Here is a 16175-nt window from a genome sequence, read left to right as displayed (position 1 = left end):
ATTCGCGTAGCCGATCTCGTTCCAACTGGCGCTGGATGAGGGCGGGGCCTTCGCCGGGAGCTGGGGAGGTAGCCGCAGTACGGGCTTTGTCCGTGGTCAACGGATCACGCTTCCGCGGGAAGCCGCTTGCTGTCGGCACGGCGGGTGCGGATCGCGCTGCGCAGGTCGCCGACGAGGGCGGCGAAGTCCGCCGTGCGCGGCGAGTCGTCCGGCCGGTCCGTGGGGGCCGCGCCCCGGCAGGTGCGGCACAGGCCGCCGGGGAGCGCCTCCGGGCGGCCGGGGGCGGCGCAGCCCGTGCATTCCATGATGCGGAGCGGGGCAGTTGTGGCCTGTGGGGTACGGGCGGTGTCGGGCGGCAGCTTGTCGGTCAGCCGCTTGCGGGCGAAGGCGCCCGGGGAGTGGACGGGCGTGGGCAGTCCGGCGGTGAGCGCGTACGTCAGCTGCGCCTCCGTGACGCCGCGCGCCAGCCACTGGGCCGCGAGGGGTTCGAGGGCCCTGCACTCGGCCGCCGAGAGCGTCATCCGGTGGTCAGTACGGCCGAGGTCGGCGAGCACGGCGAAGGCCCGTTCGCGGGGTGCGCGGTGCTGCCGTACGGGCGCCTGCGGTACGGGCGTTGCCGCCTCGGCCGGTACGTCACCCGCGAGGTACGCGGCCCACCAGGCGCTGTCCCGGGCGGTGCGGCTGAAGTGGGTGCGGGTCACCCACTGGGTGCTGTCCGGGCCGGCGGGCTGACGGACCCGGCGGAGGTGGCCAGCAGTGGAGAGGTTGTTGAGCGCGGTGCGGACGGCCTGCTGACCGTAGTTGGGCAGCTCCTTGGCCAGGGTCTTGGCGTCCATGGCGGCGCCCTCGGGGAGCCGGTCGAGATGCGCGGCGATGGAGGCCTCGCGGGCGGGCAGGTGTGCGAAGTCGGTCCGCGTGCGCGGGGCTTGGTCCGGGGCGGCGATCTTGCCGTAACCCGGTCGGGCCATGGGGGGAGCGTAGGCGGGCACGTCGACGGTAGGGTTGGCGGTAGCCATGGGATCGGCCTCACTTCGATCTTGGTGGTCAGACCCCCGTTTGGTGCCTGCTATGCACCGCGGGGGTCGTTTCATTTCGTCCAGTGCTGCGCACGCTACACGGGCGTGGCGGGGCGTTGCGACTTGATCACGAAATGTCATCCATACGTGTGGGCGCGGGAGTTGGGAGGGTGGGTGGGTTGTCTCCGACAACCATTCCTTGGATAGAGGGCTCGAATCCCGGGTGCCGAAGCCCGAGGCTCAAGCCTCGGTTATGTGGGTGATGAAAGCGGCCCAGGTGGGGGTGGGGAAGGTGAGTTGGGGGGATTGGGGGGCGGGGCCGAGCTTCGAGTCTCGGACGCGGGTGGTGTGGGGGTGGGGGGCGAGTTCCAGGCAGTTGCTGGTGCCTGCGGTGCTGCTATGACTGGACTTCAGCCAGGCCTGTTCGCTGCTCACAGATCGTCTGCCACCTTTCTGATGAATTGCGAGGACTCCTCCTCGCTCAGTGCCTGCATGCGGGCATGGCCGAGACGATGGGTGAACGCGCTGACTGTCTCGGCATTGGAATGCAGCACTTGGGTGCCGTGCCCTTCTACGTAGCCATAGCGCTCATGCTCCGCGGTTTCCATCACCATGAGTGGCCCGTTGAGCAAGTAGTAGGTATCCCTTTCGACGGGGAGGACCTGAATGGACACATTGCGCAAGGCGCCGGCCTCGAGGAGCCGGTGCAGTTGACCTTTCATGACTGCTGACCCGCCGACTCTCGTGCGCAATGCGGCTTCGTAGACAATGTAGTTGAACACCGCGTATGGCTGGCGAGTCAACTTCTCTTGCCTCTTCAGTCGTTTTACAACGTACCCTTCGATCGTCTCGTCATCCATGGGCGGCCAGTGAGCATTCATCAACGCTCTCGCATATTCCTCGGTTTGGAGCAGTCCGGGGATGAAGAGGGCCTCGTAGGACAGCACGGCGATCGCCTCGGCCTCGATGTCCATGAACTCGCTGGCCTGTGAGGGGCCTCGGTCCGGGATCAGATACTCGTGGGCTCCCACCAAGAAGCCGCGCGCCCCGCACATCTGATCCGCTACTTGAAGCAGTTTGAGTGAGGGCTTCCTCCGTCCGATCTCCACCGATTTGATGGTCTCCGGTTCATAGTTGGCCTCTTTCGCCAGCTCTTCCCGGCTTACGCCCGCTTGTGTGCGCCACATCTTCATCTGGCTGCCGGCGTAGCGCCACGCAATGGGTGGCGGAGAGCTCTCTGCTGTCATGGGTCGCCCCCTCCTTGGTGCGCGCAAGGGACGCCCACCGCCCGTACGCGCCACGTTCCTTCCGAGGCTACGCGCTGCTGGGCAGGGTCGAACTGTGCGTAACCCAAATCCCCCGCTCCCGAGTGACGAGCCCCCGCCGATCGCCTGCATCACCTGCGTCGGGCTCAAGGTCGCTCAGGCCACGGCATGGCGCTTCAAGGACCTGGCCGGCACGCAGCAAGCGATCGAGCAGCTCGAGCAGCACCAGCGCGAGGTGCACGAGGGGCATGCCCCGTGACCGCGAACTGCCCGCACCCGGAGCACGGTTGGACTTTGTCCGACGGCATCAAGACCTGCGGCGGCTGCGGCCTGCAGCGCATTGTCGACTACCGCGCACTCGGCCCCGCCGTCGAGCCCCCGGACGGGGGGTTAGTCGATGTGCTCCGCGACCTCGATCGTGACGCCCGCGGCCTCCAGTTCAGCGGTGAACCGGGGCCAGTCCTCCCAGGTGTTGGCTATCCTGTCGCGAATGTCCGGCCGGGGGATGATCAGTACGGAAACCTGCTGCTCGGCCAGGGAAGTGGTGAAGGGAACCGTCGGTTGGCGGACTGACCAGATGTCGTATCCGGCTCACACATAGCCGCGGTCTTTCGCCCAGCGGCCGATCAGTTCGAGCTGAGCCGACCAGTCCTTCTCGGAATCGGTGTACAAGCCGGGGCCGGACATGCCCGGCGGTTCATCCACCTCGCGTGCGGCCCCGCAGGCACGGCCTGGTCAGTACAGGGCCTCGCCCATCGGGGAGTCGTCGCCGACGATATAGGCGCGGATCGATGCCAGGTACGCGTCACGGCCGACTCGGCCGTCGCCTTCGGCATCCAGCGCATCGAACGCGGCGGCGGCGTTCCCCGGCGGGTTGTTCAGCGCGGTGCGCAGGGTGGTGAACTCGGCTTTGTCCAGGGCTCCGTCGCCGTCCGCGTCGGCGAGGTCGAAGAGCGCGCCGAGCGCGAACCGGCAGACGTTGTCGAACTTGTCGGCGCCCACCCACGCGTTGTACTCGTCGAAGGTCAGCTTTCCGTCGTTGTTCGCGTCCATCGCAGCCCAGGCTTTGCTGCCTTCCGTGCGGGCGGTGACGACGAGTGGGTCGTCCTCCGTGCGCCCGGTGGCCAGGACGGTACGGTCGATGCGGGAGAGGTAGTCGTGCCGCGTGATGACCTGGTCCCCGTCGGCGTCCATCATGGCGAACACACGCACTCTCGCGGCGGTGGCGGCTGTGGTGGTCGTACGGCTCACTCGGGTGTCCTCCTGCTCGGTTCATGCTGCTGCTCGACGAGGCTCGTCCGGCGCTTCCTACCCGGCGCGTTCCGGATGTCATGCGGCCCGCCGGGAGGACAGGCGTGGGCGACAGCGCGCCGAGGCGGGTGTGCGCCGACCGTGACTTCGAGGCGCCTGAGCCGGCGGACGCACGGGTGGGTAGCCAAGCGTCCGTCAAGACAGTGGACTTACTGGAGGGGAATGTGTTGAGCAGGCGCGGTACGACGGTGACGCTGGGGTCCCTGGCGCTGGTGGTCTCGTCGATGGTGTGGGCACCGGCCGGTCAGGCGGGGACAGCCGGGGACGGGCCTGTCACCTGCACGGGCACCGCCCACGGCAGCTATGACCCGCCGCTCACCCTCCTGCCCCAGGAGACCCGCATTCACGCGAACGTGCGCTACACCTGCACCACCGGCCCCGGCCGCACCGTCCCGGCCACCGGCTCCTTCGATGCCGTCGCGTCGTCGGCGCCCTGCGTCTCGCTGTCCGGGGCGGGCGGCAGGGAAACCGTCCGCTACGCCGACGGCCACCGGTCGGTGATCGTCATCGATGGTGGCACCACCGACCGCGCGGCGGGATTCCTGACCGTCCTGCAGTCGGGCAGGGTCGTGGAGGGGCGCGGCGAAGGCCACTTCGTACGCCGGACCGTGACCTCGCTGCCCCGGCAACTGCCCACGGACTGCCTCACCTCCGGCCTCCAGGGCACCCAAAGCGCGGTTCAGCTGGAGATCCTGCCGTAGTCTCGATCTCCATGAGCACCCTGCGGACGATCCATGATGTGCCCGTTCTGATGTGCGCCCCGGAGGGCGAGACCATCGGCACCGTACGTGATGCCCTGGACCTCATCGGCGATGCGGGCTACCAGGGCGCCCAGTGGGTCGTGATCCCCGCCGGGCGGTTCGACGAGGCGTTCTTCCAGCTGAGCAGCCGCATCGCCGGTGAGATCATCCAGAAGTTCGTCCAGTACCGGATGGGGATCGTCGTCCTCGGCGACATCTCCCGTCACACGGCGGCCAGTTCGGCGCTGCGGGACTTCGTCCGTGAGTGCAACCGCGGGCGGCAGACCTGGTTCCTCGCCGATGCCGAGGAGCTGGGGGAGCGGCTGAAGCCCTCCTGAGGGCGCTCCGACGAATCCGACCCTTGACGGCTAACGCCGTTAGCCTCATACTCGATCCATCGGGCTAACGCCGTTAGCCGCGCTCGGTTCGCTTGGGGAGGTCCCTCATGAGCACCGCCACCGCTACCGGTTCGCACCGCGCCCTCGGCGCCGTCCGCCGTGCCGCCTGGCTCGCGAACGCGCTGTTCTGGTCCGCCTTCGCCGTCCTGGAGGGCGTCAACCACGGCTGGCCCGCCGCTCTGTTCGCCCTCGCCTTCTTCATCGCGCCCGACCTGACGTTTCTGGTCGCGGCGGGCGACGCCCGGCACATGGCCAAGGGGCAGCTGCCGCCCCGCGCGGTCCCGTACTACAACACCGCGCACCGCGCCCTGGTTCCGCTCGCGTTGCTTGTGCTCTACACCGTCGCCCCGTTCGCCTGGGCCCCCGCGTTCGCGGCCCTGTGCGGCTGGCTGGCCCACATATCGTACGACCGTGCCTTCGGCTACGGGCTCCGCACCAAGGAAGGCTTCCAGCGTGCCTGACCCCACCCGTGCCCAGCAGATCACCGATGCCGCCCGCGAGTTGCTCGAACGCGAGGGCCCGCAGGCGCTGACCATGCGCCGGATCGCCGAGGCCGTCGGCATCAAGGCGCCCTCCCTCTACAAGCACTTCCCCGACAAGTCCTCGGTCGAGACCGCGCTGGTCGCCGAGTTCCTCCGCGAGACCGCCGAGGTCCTCGAGGCCGCGGAGGCCCGGTCGCCGGGCTCCTTCGAGGAATTGGCGGTCGCCTACCGCGGCTATGCGCTGGCCCACCCCCATCTGTACCGGCTCACCACCGACCGGCCGATCGACCGGGCCGCGCTGCCCGCGGGCCTGGAAGACCGGGCCGCCACCCCGCTGTTCCGCGTCGTCGGCGGTGACGAGGACCGGGCCCGCGCCGCATGGGCGTTCGCGCACGGGATGGTGGTCCTGGAGCTGAACGGCCGCTTTCCCGAAACCGCCGACCTGATGGCGGCCTGGGCGACGGGGGCCACGGCCTTTCTGGCGCCGTGAGCGCCGTGAGCCGGGTGCGGTCAGCGGGCGTCAGCGGGCGTCGGCGTAGACGGTGGAGGCGAATTCGGCGATCTGCTCGTCGCTGAGGTTCTTGGCGAGGTTGGCCTCGGAGATCATCCCCACCAGCCGGTGGTCGCCCGCCACATCGATCACCGGCAGCCGCTTGACCTGTTCGCGCTCCATGAGCCGCAGGGCCTCGGTTGCGGGGGAGTCGGCGTCGATCCAGTGCAGTGGCCCGATGAGGGTGCCGGCCTGGACGGTCGCCGGGTCCAGCTCTTCGGCGACGCAGCGCACGATGATGTCGCGGTCGGTGATCATGCCCTTGAGGCGGTTGTCGTCACCGCAGATGGGCAGGCAGCCGACCTCGAGGTCGCGCATCATCTTCGCCGCGTCCAGCAGTGATTGGTGTTCGCCGACGCACTTCACGCCCTGGGACATGATGTCGCGGGCCTTGAGCTGCTGGTTCCTTGCCATGTGGGGTTCCTCCCGCCTGTGGGTGCGGCTGTTCTTTCCATCGCACCACGGATGGGGTGGGGGCGCCGCTCGGGGAGTTGTGGATCAGCTGTGGCAGGGCGGGTCGTAGGGCGTGTCCGGTACGTAGGTGCGCCACTCGTCCTTGGTGATCACGTCGCCGACGCTGTCGCACTCGAAGGCCGCCTCGACATCCGGGCTGGTGACCCAGACGTCCACGGTCTCACCGATGGCGGCCAGCAAGGGCAGCCGGCCCTGGGCGCTGTAGGACAGGGATCCGGTCCCGAAGACGCTCCTGCCGTAGGCGAAGGAGGCCCGGTGGGCGGGCCTTCGCGGATTGCCGACGTCCCACAGTTCGATGTGGCTGTTGACGCTGCCGAAGTGGCTGGAAATCTGTCCATTGCTCTGCCAGGCCAGGGTCCGGCCGTCCGGGCTGAAGGCGATGCCCTGGCCCGAGCCGATCGTCCGCATGGTCACCCGGGCATCGGGTGTGTCGTCGATGCGATCGCCCTTGACGGGCCAGAGACGGGTGGTGTCGACATTGTCGGTGACGGCGAGCCACCGGCCGTCGGGGCGGAACGCGGGGTAGGAGATTCCCGCGCCCGGGCTGAGGCGGAGTGTCTGCTGAGGCCCCGGGTGCCGTGGGTCCGACATGTCCCAGGCGAGCAGGGTGTTGTCGGTGGTGGCGGTCAGCAGGTGGCCCTGGGGTGCGAAGGCCACGTTGTAGACATTGCCCTTCAGCGGGGAGCCCAAGGGCCTTGGGCGGGACGGGGTGCTGACGTCGAACAGCCGGACCGCGGGCGGTGCCGTTCGGCCGGGGACGAAGTCGGAGCTGTCGGCCACGGCCAGTACCCGGCCGTCCGGGCTGAAGGACAGGCTCTCCACGCCGTTGGCGATGTCGGTGATGGTCGCGATCGCCGGAGCGCCGTCCCGCCCGGTGTCCCGCAGCCGCACCACGCGCCGGCCGCCCTCGTCGTTCTGGTCCTTGCCGCCCTCCTTCTCGCTGAGCGCCAGGATCCGGCCCCCGGGGCCGAAGGCGAGCGCTTCCGAGGTGATGGTGCCACTGCCGGGCAGCATGGCCAGCAGGCGGTGCGGGAGGGATCCGGTCAGGTCCCAGAGGACGCCGTTCCCGGCTCCCTGCACGGCGAACAGGCGCCGGGGCCCGCCGCTGAAGGCGGCGGTGCTGTGGAAGCCGCTGGGGGCGGGGCCGAAGCTGGACGCGGCGCCCAGCCTGCCCTGGTTCTCCGCATACCGGATGTAGACCCCGTCCGGGGTGGCCGTCAGCAGCCGGTGGCCCCGGGGTGCGAACAGGGTCGGACCCATGGGGGTCGTCGCCGACCCGGAGGCGCCGGCCAGCACCTGGGCCGGGCTCAGGCGTCCCCCCGGGCGGAGGCTCCACAGAATCGTGTCGCGGCCACAACCGGCGGCCAGGCCCTTCCCGTCCGGGCTGAAGGAGACCGAGATCAGTTCACTGGGGCAGCTGTCCACCGCGGGCTTCTCCTCCCCGCCGATGGCCTGTGGGCGGGTGTGGTCGTGTACGTCCCACAGCCGGATGCCGCCCTCCGTCCGCTTCCCCGGCCCGGCGAGCAGCTTGCCGTCCGGGCTGAACGCCAGCCGGTGCACGGGCCGGTGGGCCTTGGCCAGGTCGGTGCCGGTCTTCTCCCCGGCGAAGGTGGACAGCGGGGAGGTACGGGCCGCGTCACGCGGGTCCCACAGGCCCACCGTGCCATCCTCGCCCACGGCGGCCAGCACCTCGCCGGAGTGCGTGAACACCAGCGAATCAATGGCCCCCTTGACACCGGTGAGGGTCCGCAGCGGGCGCGGCGCCCCGGGGCGCGAGACGTCCCACAGCCGGATGCCGCCCGAGGACCCGCCGAGGGCGAGCGTCCGGCCGTCGGGGCCGAAGGCCAGCGAGGTGATTCCGGACCCCTCTCCGGGCGGGAGCCGGATGCCCTGGGGAGTACGGGGGTTGCCCACCTGCCACAGTTTCAGCCGGGCCCCGCCGCCCTCGGCATCGGTGACGGCCAGCAGCCGCCCGTCCGGACTCAGGCCCACCGAGGCGGACTTGGTGACCGTGACCCGGCTCAGCAGCCCGCCGCCGCCGGTGTCCCACAGGGCCACATCGCCTCCGGTGGAGATGGCCAGGGTCGTCCCGGCGGCGTTCAGGGCGATGTCGGCGGCCGGGTCCTCCGCGTCGAAGACGCCCGGGGTCTCCGCCCCCGCGAACAGCTGCTCGGCGCCCGCCTTGTGGTCCAACCGGTAGGCGATCATGCTGAGTTGTTTGGCCAGGCCCGGCCTGCTGCCGCGCAGGCTCTCCGCCTCGGCCGCGACCAGCCTGGCCACCGCATGGTTGCGCTGGTCGGCCGCCTGCCGCTGGTAGACCCAGGCCACGCCGCCGCCGATGGCCGCCAGCAGGGCGAGGCAGCAGATACCGGCGATGAACGCCCGGCGGATCCTGGTGGTGCGGCGCTCCTGCCGCACCGACTGCGCCAGGAACTCGGCCGAGCGCGGATCCAGGCGGCGCGGGCCAACGCCCTCCGCCTGTTCCCGGGCATCGGCCAGGCGACTTCCCCGGTACAGCAGAGAGTTGTCCTGCTTCGCCGCCCACCAGGCCTGGGCATCGGCGGCGAGCTGCTGGCGGGCCCGCAGCCAGACCCGGTCCGCGTCGACCCACTCGCGCAGCTTCGGCCAGGAGCGCAGCAGGGCCTCATGGCTGATGCGCACCGTCTGCCGGTCCAGCACCACCAGCCGGGCGGCGGCCAGCCGGTGCAGCGCCCGCTCGGCCGCCGGTGGGTCGGGCAGGCCGTTCAGCAGGGTGGCCCGGTCGGCCGGGCGGGCGGTGTCCACCGTCTCGTCGTCGAGGCGCACCAGGCGCGGCAGCAGGTGCCGGACGGCCAACCGGCCGTCCTCGTCCAGCTGTTGGTAGGTGGCATCGGCGGTGTGGGCGATGGCGCCGTCGATGCCGCCGCTGCCGACATAACCCGCGATGGTCAGCCGCCCGCCCCTGCGCTCCCGCCAGGTGGCCCATAACGCATGGGAGAGCAGCGGCAGTACGCCGGTGCGCGAGTGCGCCGGATAGGCGGCCCCCACATCGCTCAGCAGCAGACCGACCAGGCCGTCCTCCAACTCCAGGCCCGCCAGGGCCGCGGGCTCCTCGATCGCGGCCCGGAGTTCCTCCTCCCGCATGGGGCCCGCGGAGACCTGGTGGTCCCGCAGCGCGGCCTCGAGTGCCGCCAGGCCCTGCGCCTGGCCGTAGAAGTCGGCCCGCAGGGCCAGCACCACCAGGCTTCCGGCCTTGGCCAGGGCCGTCAACGCCAGGCCGAACGCCTCCCGTTGGGCGGCTCCGCGGCACAGGGTGAACAGCTCCTCCAGCTGGTCGCAGACCAGCACCGCCCGTCCGGGGCCGCTCGTCTCCTCCGCCACCAGCTTCCCGGCCAGGGCGGCGGCGGACGCCGGATCCCGGCTCAGTGCCTCGCTCCCGGCCACGCCCTCCGGGTGCAGCCCGGCCGCCAGGGCGCGCATCGGATGCTCGCCGGGGGACAGGACGATCTGCGGCCACCCCGGCGAACCGGGCAGCTCTTCGGTGGCGCCCCGCTGCAGGGCCGCGAGCAGCCCGGCGCGCAGCAGCGAGGTCTTGCCCGCGCCCGAGGGGCCGACGACGATCACCGGGTGGCCGAGCGCCACCGCCCGGGCGCAGGCCGTCAGCAGCTCGGCGGTGAGCTGGTCCCGGCCGTGGAAGAGCCGGGCATCGTCCTCGGCAAAGGGTTCCAAGCCCCGGTACGGGCACGGGGTGTTGTCCGGTTCCGGGGGCGGCGGTGCGTCCTCGGCCGGGGCCGGTGCGGCGGAGTTGGCGGTGATGACCAGGTCGCCGGAGCGGTCACCGGCCTGCGCCCGGGGCGGCGGCGCGCCCCGGGCCCCGAGGGTGCGCAGCAGGTACTTGTAGATGTCGTCCAGGGTGAGCAGCCGGGGGCCCAGCGGATCCCCCCGGTCGAGCAGGGTGATCAGTTCGCCGGTGAAGGTGGTGTGCTGGGCGTTCTCGGGGGCCAGGGCGAGTTGTTCGGCGGAGGCGAGCAGGTAGATGCCGTTCCCCGGCGGCAGGTTGAGGGCCGGTCGCCGCTGTCTGGCGGCCAGCTCGGCCCGGCCGGAGAAGCAGCAGTCCAGGATGGCGATCACGGAGGAGGCCCGGCAGGCCGTCACCGCCTGCCGGAGGGCCGTCAACGGCAGGGCCTCGTACGCCTCCAGGCCGGGCGTGAGCCGGTCGGTGGCGCTCGCGGCGAGGTGGAGCTCATCCCCGGGGCCGATCAGGCCGTGGCCGATGAAGTAGACGAGCAGGGTGCTCTCGGCCCGCCCGGCCTCCTCGGCGATGGCGGTGGCCAGGTCCTGGGCGGTGGGCGGATCGATGAGCACCCGCAGCCGCTCGGGCGGCACGCCGCACCGCTCGGTCAGCCGGATCGCCAGCGCCTCGGCGGAGCGCCGCGCGGCGGGCACCGAGGTCAGGGTCGGGCCCTGATGGGTTGCGGTGGCGATGAGCAGCACCCGGGCGCCCGCGGCGGACAGCGCCAGTGCGGATGCGGCCGTCATGGCCGCAGCGCGTCAGTGTCCCGGCTCGCCTCCAGCGTCCGGGAGGTGTCGGCGGCCAGTTGGCGCAGGCCCTCTTCGGTCAGTGTCCGGACCCGGGTCGCGGACAGCTCCAGCGATGACCCGTCCGGCAGGGTCACCTTCACCACCACATCGCTGCGGCGGCTGCGGATCCAGGCCACCAGGGCGGTGACCAGCCCGGTGACCGCGCCACCGGAACCCAGTGCGACCGTGAGCCCGTCCAGCACCGGCCCCAGTGTGCCGGGCAGCGGTGGGCTCTCGTCCGCCGTCACCCTGCCGCGCAGCTCGTCCGCATCTCGCAGCCAGGCGAGCAGCGAACGGGTCTCATCGGCGCCGCCGGCCGAGTCCGGCACCTCCACCCGTATTTTCATTCGACCACCCCTGCCGACAGTACGTGTTCCCCTTCAAGTTCTGTTGACAGACTGGCATTTGGCGGCCACAGGGACAATGGGGATGGACCGCAAGTCACTCGTTCCGGTCGTCGTCGGCTTTCCGTCAGAAGCGCCCCATCGGACACCTCCTAAGGGCCGGGCACCGTGCCCGGTGGCACCACGGCGCCATGTGCCTTGTCGCCGTTGAGGCGGTCGGCGTAGCCCCCCTCGGTCCACACCAGCATCTTGAACTGCTCCGGCGCCAGCACGCCCCGCCAGGGTGTGTTGCCGGGGCAGAACACCGCATCGCAGGAGTAGCAGTAATGCGCCGGGTGCCAGAGGTGGTTGACCCGTGCCTCCCCGGCCGATACGGCGTTCCGGTTCTTTCGCTTGCCCCGGAAGTAGAAGAAGGACCCGACGGCCAGCAGCGCCAGCCAGCCCGCACCGCCGGCCACGTACAGCAGTTTGTGCTCATGCACCCCCAGGACGATGGCGCCGATCCCGAGGGCGATCAGGACCAGGCCCTCCAGGGCGTCCGCGACGTCGAACTCGTGGCCGTCCCCGTCCGGCGCCTTGGCCAGTCGGCCGGTCAGGTCCCTGCGCCGGGCCTCCTCGCCGTTCATGGCCTGCTGCACCGTATGTATTCCGAAGCCCCCACAGCTCGGGCACTGTGCTCTCTCGGTCACCATGCTGCCCAACGGTATCCAGCCACCCCGCACGCACCGTTGGGTCTCTCCGGCGTGCGGGTGCCGGGGGCTCGTGCCAGCGTGATGGGCGAAGAGCGTGTGAAGAGTGTGCTGTGCTGCGCCGCGCGCAAGGAGGATTCCCGTGACCGGCACCAAGAGCTGGAGCATCCACATCAGCATCACCGAGCATGACCACAGCGTCACCGCCGAGGCCAGGCTCAGTGGCAAGGATCCGGGGGCGATGGTCGGTGAGGGCACCGCCAAGTGTCATCCGGGCGATGAGAACATCCCGTCCATCGGCGATGAGCTGGCGGTCGCGCGGGCCCTGAACCGGCTTGCCGATCAGCTGTTGGACATCACCATCAAGGACATCGAGGCGCATACGCACCAGCCGGTGCGGGGGCTGCGCAGCAACTGAGCGCCGACGCGGAGCCCCCCGGCCGCGTGGTGGATGTACTCGTCAGCGACCGCCGGGCTTCTTGCCGTGGTTGGAGTTCTTCTTGCGCCGGGCCTTCTTCTTTCGAGCGCGCTTGGACATGCAACTCCCTGGTTCGGGCGAGTGGTTCGGAGGGTTCAAGCGGTCTTGCCGACCAGCTGGTCGGCGGCCTTGCACAGCCGGCGCACCGTGCGCTCCTCCATGGCCACGGGGGCGGCGGGGGAGAGGGCGGTGCGGTCGTAGTACGCGCCGGGGACGAGCTCGGTCGCCGGGTCGCAGAGGCGGACCACACGGGCCGCGCCCTCGACGGCGGAGTCGCCCGCGTGTGCGTACAGCGGCAGCAGGGCGGTGTCGCACACGCCGGGGTGCATGCTGACCGAGGTCCAGTCGGCGGTGGCCCGGGCGAAGATCGTCAGGGCCAGCTGGGACTGGGCGTAGGCGGCCACCCGGGAGTAGCGGCGGGCGCGGTTGAGGTCGTTCCAGGAGATGGAGGCGGTGCGGTGCATGGCGGAGGACACGTTGACCACTCGGCTGCCGGGCCGGGCGGACAGCGGTCCGCAGAGCTCCCGGGTGAGGAGATAGGCGGCCAGGAAGTTGACCTGGAGGGCGAGCTCATTGCCGTCGGCGGTGAGGGTGCGCCGCTCGGGGGCGGCCACCGCGGCGTTGTTGACCAGGACGTCGAGGACCGGGTGCCGGTCGGCCACCTGGGCGGCCATGGCGCGTACCTCGTCGAGCCGGGAGAAGTCCGCGACGGTGAGGTGCAGCAGCCGCTCGTCGGCACCGGCGGCGGTCAGGCGGGCGAGGGCGTCCCGGCCGGAGTCGGCATCCGGGGCGTGGACGATGACCGTGTTGCCCTGTTCGGCGAGCAATCGGGCGGTCTCCCAGCCGATGCCGGAGCTGGCGCCGGTGACCAGCACGGTCCGGGAGGAGGGCGAGGCGGCAGGAGACATGGTGATCCACTCCGGGGGGTGGGAAGGCGGCGGCGCTCCGCGGGTGCGGAGCCGCCGGGCGAATGGACAGGCGCCGGGCGGCTCGGGGAGCTCCGGTGACGGACAGCGGGGAGTGCGGAGGGGGTTACCGCACCGTGGAAGAACAGCGCGCAGGACTCGGCGACGCCGTATGAGGCGGCCGGTCGTCGTGGCGCAGAAGGCTGTTCACGCCAGCTATCCAAGGAGAGGGCGGGGCCGGGGGCAAGGGGGAGGGCGAGTCCCTGATGGTGCCCTAACGCGACTCACTCAAATGGGCCTATTTGGCCATGTATGTTCGAGGAAAAAAACGTTCGCTTTACATATCCCTGTCCACAATTCGGGTGAACTGTGCAGATGCACGTGTGGCGAGCTTGCCAGTGCGGGATTTATCTGTAGATACCGGCGCGCCACCAGGCCGTGCCCATGGGTATGGGGAGTGTTTCCATGACCACTTCGGAATCCGAACGGACCTGTCCCTTCCGTCACGATGAGGCCCTGGAACCAGACCCCTTCATGGCCCGGATGCGGACCGAGGCCCCCATCGCCAAGGTCCGCATGCCCTACGGCGAGGGCGACTGCTGGCTGGTGACCCGGTACGAGGACGTGCGTACGGTCACCCAGGACCGCCGGTTCAGCCGGGCCGCGCTGATCGGGCGGGACTTCCCGCGCATCACACCGGCCCCGATCGCCCAGTCCGAGGCGATCAACCTGATGGACCCGCCCGCCCTCAGCAGGCTGCGCCGCCTGGTCACCAAGGGCTTCAGCAATCACCAGGTCGAGGACCTCAAGCCCAAGACCCAGCAGGTGGTGAACGAGCTGCTGGACACCATGGTCGAGCACGGCCGGCCGGGCGATGTGGCCGAGCACCTGGCGGGGAAGCTGCCGCTGATGACCATCTGCGAGCTGCTCGAGGTGCCCCCGGCCGAGCGGGCCCAGCTGCGGCGGTGGGCGATGGCCATGATGAACATGGTGCCCGAGGGCCGGGAGAAGGCAGCCGAGGCCAAGGCCGGACTGCGGGAGTACTTCGCCGAGCTGACCGCCGAGAGACGGCGCAACCCGGGCAATGACCTGCTCTCCACCCTCGCCACGGCGCAGGTGGACGACGAGACGCTGGACGATCAGGAGCTCGCCGTCATGGGCATGCTCCTGCTGGTCACCGGACACGACACCAGCACCTATGAGATCTCCAACATCATCTACACGCTGCTCACCCATCCCCGGCAGCTGTCCCAACTGCGTGAGCGGCCCGAGCTGTTGCCCCAGGCAATCGAGGAACTGCTCCGCTACATCCCGTTCCGCCAGGGCGTCGGAATCCCCCGAGTCGCCCTGGAGGACGTCCGGTTCGACGGTGTCACCATCCGCAAGGGAGACACCGTCCATGTGTCCTACCTGTGCGCCAACCGCGACGAGAAGGCCTATGACCGGCCCGACGAGCTGGACTTCGAGCGCGAGGACCCCGCCCCGCACATGACCTTCGGGCATGGCTCGCACCACTGTCTGGGGGCCCACCTGGCCCGTATGGAGCTGCAGATCGCCATCGGCACGCTGCTCGACCGGTTCCCGCAACTGCGCCTGGCCGTACCGGCGGCAGAGGTCGAGTGGAACACCGTGTCGATCTGGCGCTATCCGCTCGCCCTGCCGGTCGCCTGGTGAAGGGGGCGACGTCATGGCAACTCTGTGCAGACCAGCCATCGCCGTCCCCGAGCACATCATCACCAGGGAGCAGACCCTGGAGCTCGCACGGACCCTGCATGCCAACCACCCCCAGCTCGAACTGGCACTCCGGCTGATCGGCAACACCGGTGTGCAGACCAGGCACTTGGTGCAGCCGATCGAGGACACGCTCCGGCATCCCGGCTTCACCGCGCGGAACAATCTCTATGAGGCGGAGGCCAAGGCCCGGGTGCCCGATGTGGTGCGCCGGGCCCTGGCGCATGCGGAGGTGACGGAGCGCGAGATCGACATGATCGTGTATGTCTCGTGCACCGGATTTATGATGCCGTCGATGACCGCATGGCTGATCAACACCATGGGGTTCCGGAACGAGACCCGGCAGCTTCCCATCGCCCAGCTCGGCTGTGCGGCGGGCGGTGCGGCGATCAACCGCGCGCATGATTTCTGCAGCGCCTATCCCCAGGCCAATGTGCTGATCGTCGCCTGTGAGTTCTGCTCCCTGCTCTACCAGCCGACCGATCTGGGGGTCGGCAATCTGCTGTCCAACGGGCTGTTCGGCGATGCGCTGGCGGCGGCCGTGGTGCGCGGTGAGGGCGGCAGCGGGGTGCGGCTGGAGCGCAATGGCTCGCACCTGGTGCCGGACACCGAGGCATGGATCTCCTATGGAGTGCGGGAGACGGGCTTCCACTTCATCCTGGACAAGCGGGTCCCCGGCACCATGGCGATGCTGGCCCCGGCCATGCGGGACATGGCCGAGCCCTTTGACTGGGACGTCTCCGAGCTGGACTTCTACATCGTGCACGCGGGCGGGCCGCGGATCCTGGACGACCTCTGCCGCTACCTCGACCTGCAGCAGGAGACGTTCCGTTACAGCCGGGCGACGCTCACCGAGCGGGGCAACATCGCGAGCGCGGTCATCTTCGACGCACTGGAACGGCTCTGGGCGGACGGCGGCGCGGGGCACGCGGCACGGGGGATCATCGCCGGATTCGGACCGGGCATCACCGCGGAGATCGCCCTGGGCACCTGGGTCCAGCGCGGGCGGGTGGACGGTGTGGACGGCCGTAAGCGCGCCCGCAAGAGGAGTGCTCGCGCGGGGGCCGGCGGGGACGGCGGGGAGAAGGCCGCGGTGTCCGCCGCGCGTGGGTGAGGGGGGAAGGAGGGGAGCGCAGGCCATCCGGTGATGACCTGCGCCTCCCCGGGCAGTGACGTTCCGGATGCTGAACGGAAAATCGATCTTCGGGAGGGCAGACGGCAGCATCCGGGCC

At 70.3% G+C, this 16175-nt stretch carries 18 protein-coding genes; 9 read left to right on the top strand and 9 right to left on the bottom strand.

Features of this window, described 5'->3' with window-relative positions; genetic code table 11:
• Nucleotides 1-104: 104 nt before the first annotated feature.
• The 3 genes from ABCR83_RS25870 to ABCR83_RS25860 all read right to left on the bottom strand — a co-directional run bounded on the left by ABCR83_RS25870 (nt 105) and on the right by ABCR83_RS25860 (nt 2263).
• Nucleotides 105-968 carry a hypothetical protein gene (locus tag ABCR83_RS25870; protein WP_462697592.1) on the bottom strand — a complete coding sequence of 288 codons (864 nt, stop codon included), beginning with the start codon at nt 966-968 and terminating at the stop codon, nt 105-107.
• 288 nt (nt 969-1256) lie between these two features.
• On the bottom strand, nt 1257-1451 hold the full coding sequence (locus ABCR83_RS25865; protein WP_462697591.1) for a DUF397 domain-containing protein: 195 nt from the start codon (nt 1449-1451) through the stop codon (nt 1257-1259).
• Nucleotides 1448-2263, bottom strand: a complete 816-nt coding sequence (locus ABCR83_RS25860; RefSeq protein ID WP_462697590.1) for a helix-turn-helix domain-containing protein — start codon at nt 2261-2263, stop codon at nt 1448-1450. The genes ABCR83_RS25865 and ABCR83_RS25860 overlap by 4 nt, the downstream gene beginning before the upstream one ends.
• Nucleotides 2264-2357: 94 nt before the next feature.
• Here ABCR83_RS25860 and ABCR83_RS25855 point away from each other — a divergent pair, with 94 nt between their 5' ends.
• Together ABCR83_RS25855 and ABCR83_RS25850 are read left to right on the top strand one after the other, a co-directional pair.
• Nucleotides 2358-2540 carry a hypothetical protein gene (locus ABCR83_RS25855; protein WP_462697589.1) on the top strand — a complete coding sequence of 61 codons (183 nt, stop codon included), beginning with the start codon at nt 2358-2360 and terminating at the stop codon, nt 2538-2540.
• The gene (locus ABCR83_RS25850; protein WP_462697588.1) at nt 2537-2854 is read left to right on the top strand and encodes a DUF6255 family natural product biosynthesis protein; all 318 of its coding nucleotides are present in this window, start codon (nt 2537-2539) and stop codon (nt 2852-2854) included. The genes ABCR83_RS25855 and ABCR83_RS25850 overlap by 4 nt, the downstream gene beginning before the upstream one ends.
• A gap of 162 nt (nt 2855-3016) precedes the next feature.
• Here ABCR83_RS25850 and ABCR83_RS25845 read toward each other — a convergent pair whose 3' ends face one another.
• Nucleotides 3017-3532 carry an EF-hand domain-containing protein gene (locus ABCR83_RS25845; RefSeq protein ID WP_462697587.1) on the bottom strand — a complete coding sequence of 172 codons (516 nt, stop codon included), beginning with the start codon at nt 3530-3532 and terminating at the stop codon, nt 3017-3019.
• A 224-nt stretch (nt 3533-3756) separates the two neighbouring features.
• Between ABCR83_RS25845 and ABCR83_RS25840 the strand changes: the two genes are divergently transcribed.
• From ABCR83_RS25840 to ABCR83_RS25825, 4 genes are all read left to right on the top strand, one after another.
• Nucleotides 3757-4293: a hypothetical protein gene (locus ABCR83_RS25840; RefSeq protein ID WP_462697586.1), complete on the top strand. Its 537-nt coding sequence runs from the start codon at nt 3757-3759 to the stop codon at nt 4291-4293.
• Between the two features lie 11 nt (nt 4294-4304).
• Complete coding sequence (locus tag ABCR83_RS25835; protein WP_462697585.1) at nt 4305-4670, top strand: DUF4180 domain-containing protein; 366 nt, start codon at nt 4305-4307, stop codon at nt 4668-4670.
• 107 nt (nt 4671-4777) lie between these two features.
• Nucleotides 4778-5191, top strand: coding sequence for a DUF4260 family protein (locus ABCR83_RS25830; RefSeq protein WP_462697584.1), 414 nt, complete (start codon nt 4778-4780; stop codon nt 5189-5191).
• Nucleotides 5184-5702 (top strand): TetR/AcrR family transcriptional regulator, encoded by a 519-nt coding sequence (locus ABCR83_RS25825; RefSeq protein WP_462697583.1) that lies wholly within the window; start codon nt 5184-5186, stop codon nt 5700-5702. The genes ABCR83_RS25830 and ABCR83_RS25825 overlap by 8 nt, the downstream gene beginning before the upstream one ends.
• A 30-nt stretch (nt 5703-5732) precedes the next feature.
• Here ABCR83_RS25825 and ABCR83_RS25820 read toward each other — a convergent pair whose 3' ends face one another.
• From ABCR83_RS25820 to ABCR83_RS25805, 4 genes are all read right to left on the bottom strand, one after another.
• Nucleotides 5733-6176 (bottom strand): CBS domain-containing protein, encoded by a 444-nt coding sequence (locus ABCR83_RS25820; protein ID WP_462697582.1) that lies wholly within the window; start codon nt 6174-6176, stop codon nt 5733-5735.
• A gap of 84 nt (nt 6177-6260) precedes the next feature.
• The gene (locus tag ABCR83_RS25815; RefSeq protein WP_462697581.1) at nt 6261-10754 is read right to left on the bottom strand and encodes a caspase, EACC1-associated type; all 4494 of its coding nucleotides are present in this window, start codon (nt 10752-10754) and stop codon (nt 6261-6263) included.
• Nucleotides 10751-11143 carry an effector-associated constant component EACC1 gene (locus ABCR83_RS25810; RefSeq protein ID WP_462697580.1) on the bottom strand — a complete coding sequence of 131 codons (393 nt, stop codon included), beginning with the start codon at nt 11141-11143 and terminating at the stop codon, nt 10751-10753. Before ABCR83_RS25810 ends, ABCR83_RS25815 begins: the two co-directional genes overlap by 4 nt.
• Nucleotides 11144-11292: 149 nt before the next feature.
• Nucleotides 11293-11832 carry a hypothetical protein gene (locus ABCR83_RS25805; protein ID WP_462697579.1) on the bottom strand — a complete coding sequence of 180 codons (540 nt, stop codon included), beginning with the start codon at nt 11830-11832 and terminating at the stop codon, nt 11293-11295.
• 139 nt (nt 11833-11971) lie between these two features.
• Here ABCR83_RS25805 and ABCR83_RS25800 point away from each other — a divergent pair, with 139 nt between their 5' ends.
• On the top strand, nt 11972-12247 hold the full coding sequence (locus tag ABCR83_RS25800) for a DUF1876 domain-containing protein (protein ID WP_462697578.1): 276 nt from the start codon (nt 11972-11974) through the stop codon (nt 12245-12247).
• 155 nt (nt 12248-12402) lie between these two features.
• Here the strand turns inward: ABCR83_RS25800 and ABCR83_RS25795 are convergent, their stop codons facing one another.
• On the bottom strand, nt 12403-13215 hold the full coding sequence (locus tag ABCR83_RS25795; RefSeq protein WP_462697577.1) for an SDR family NAD(P)-dependent oxidoreductase: 813 nt from the start codon (nt 13213-13215) through the stop codon (nt 12403-12405).
• 462 nt (nt 13216-13677) lie between these two features.
• Between ABCR83_RS25795 and ABCR83_RS25790 the strand changes: the two genes are divergently transcribed.
• Nucleotides 13678-14886 carry a cytochrome P450 gene (locus ABCR83_RS25790; protein WP_462697576.1) on the top strand — a complete coding sequence of 403 codons (1209 nt, stop codon included), beginning with the start codon at nt 13678-13680 and terminating at the stop codon, nt 14884-14886.
• Between the two features lie 13 nt (nt 14887-14899).
• On the top strand, nt 14900-16057 hold the full coding sequence (locus ABCR83_RS25785) for a type III polyketide synthase (protein WP_462697575.1): 1158 nt from the start codon (nt 14900-14902) through the stop codon (nt 16055-16057).
• Nucleotides 16058-16175: the final 118 nt, after the last annotated feature.

The sequence above is a fragment of the Streptomyces xingningensis genome (assembly GCF_054957865.1).
This window is presented reverse-complemented; position numbering and strand designations above follow the sequence as displayed.

Excerpts from the sequence above, each read along its gene's own strand:
- ABCR83_RS25810 (WP_462697580.1), bottom strand. The coding sequence starts at position 11,143 with ATGAAAATACGGGTGGAGGTGCCGGACTCGGCCGGCGGCGCCGATGAG.
- ABCR83_RS25870 (WP_462697592.1), bottom strand. The coding sequence starts at position 968 with ATGGCCCGACCGGGTTACGGCAAGATCGCCGCCCCGGACCAAGCCCCG.
- ABCR83_RS25795 (WP_462697577.1), bottom strand. The coding sequence starts at position 13,215 with ATGTCTCCTGCCGCCTCGCCCTCCTCCCGGACCGTGCTGGTCACCGGC.
- ABCR83_RS25860 (WP_462697590.1), bottom strand. The coding sequence starts at position 2,263 with ATGACAGCAGAGAGCTCTCCGCCACCCATTGCGTGGCGCTACGCCGGC.
- ABCR83_RS25835 (WP_462697585.1), top strand. The coding sequence starts at position 4,305 with ATGAGCACCCTGCGGACGATCCATGATGTGCCCGTTCTGATGTGCGCC.
- ABCR83_RS25830 (WP_462697584.1), top strand. The coding sequence starts at position 4,778 with ATGAGCACCGCCACCGCTACCGGTTCGCACCGCGCCCTCGGCGCCGTC.
- ABCR83_RS25820 (WP_462697582.1), bottom strand. The coding sequence starts at position 6,176 with ATGGCAAGGAACCAGCAGCTCAAGGCCCGCGACATCATGTCCCAGGGC.
- ABCR83_RS25785 (WP_462697575.1), top strand. The coding sequence starts at position 14,900 with ATGGCAACTCTGTGCAGACCAGCCATCGCCGTCCCCGAGCACATCATC.
- ABCR83_RS25805 (WP_462697579.1), bottom strand. The coding sequence starts at position 11,832 with ATGGTGACCGAGAGAGCACAGTGCCCGAGCTGTGGGGGCTTCGGAATA.
- ABCR83_RS25790 (WP_462697576.1), top strand. The coding sequence starts at position 13,678 with ATGACCACTTCGGAATCCGAACGGACCTGTCCCTTCCGTCACGATGAG.
- ABCR83_RS25815 (WP_462697581.1), bottom strand. The coding sequence starts at position 10,754 with ATGACGGCCGCATCCGCACTGGCGCTGTCCGCCGCGGGCGCCCGGGTG.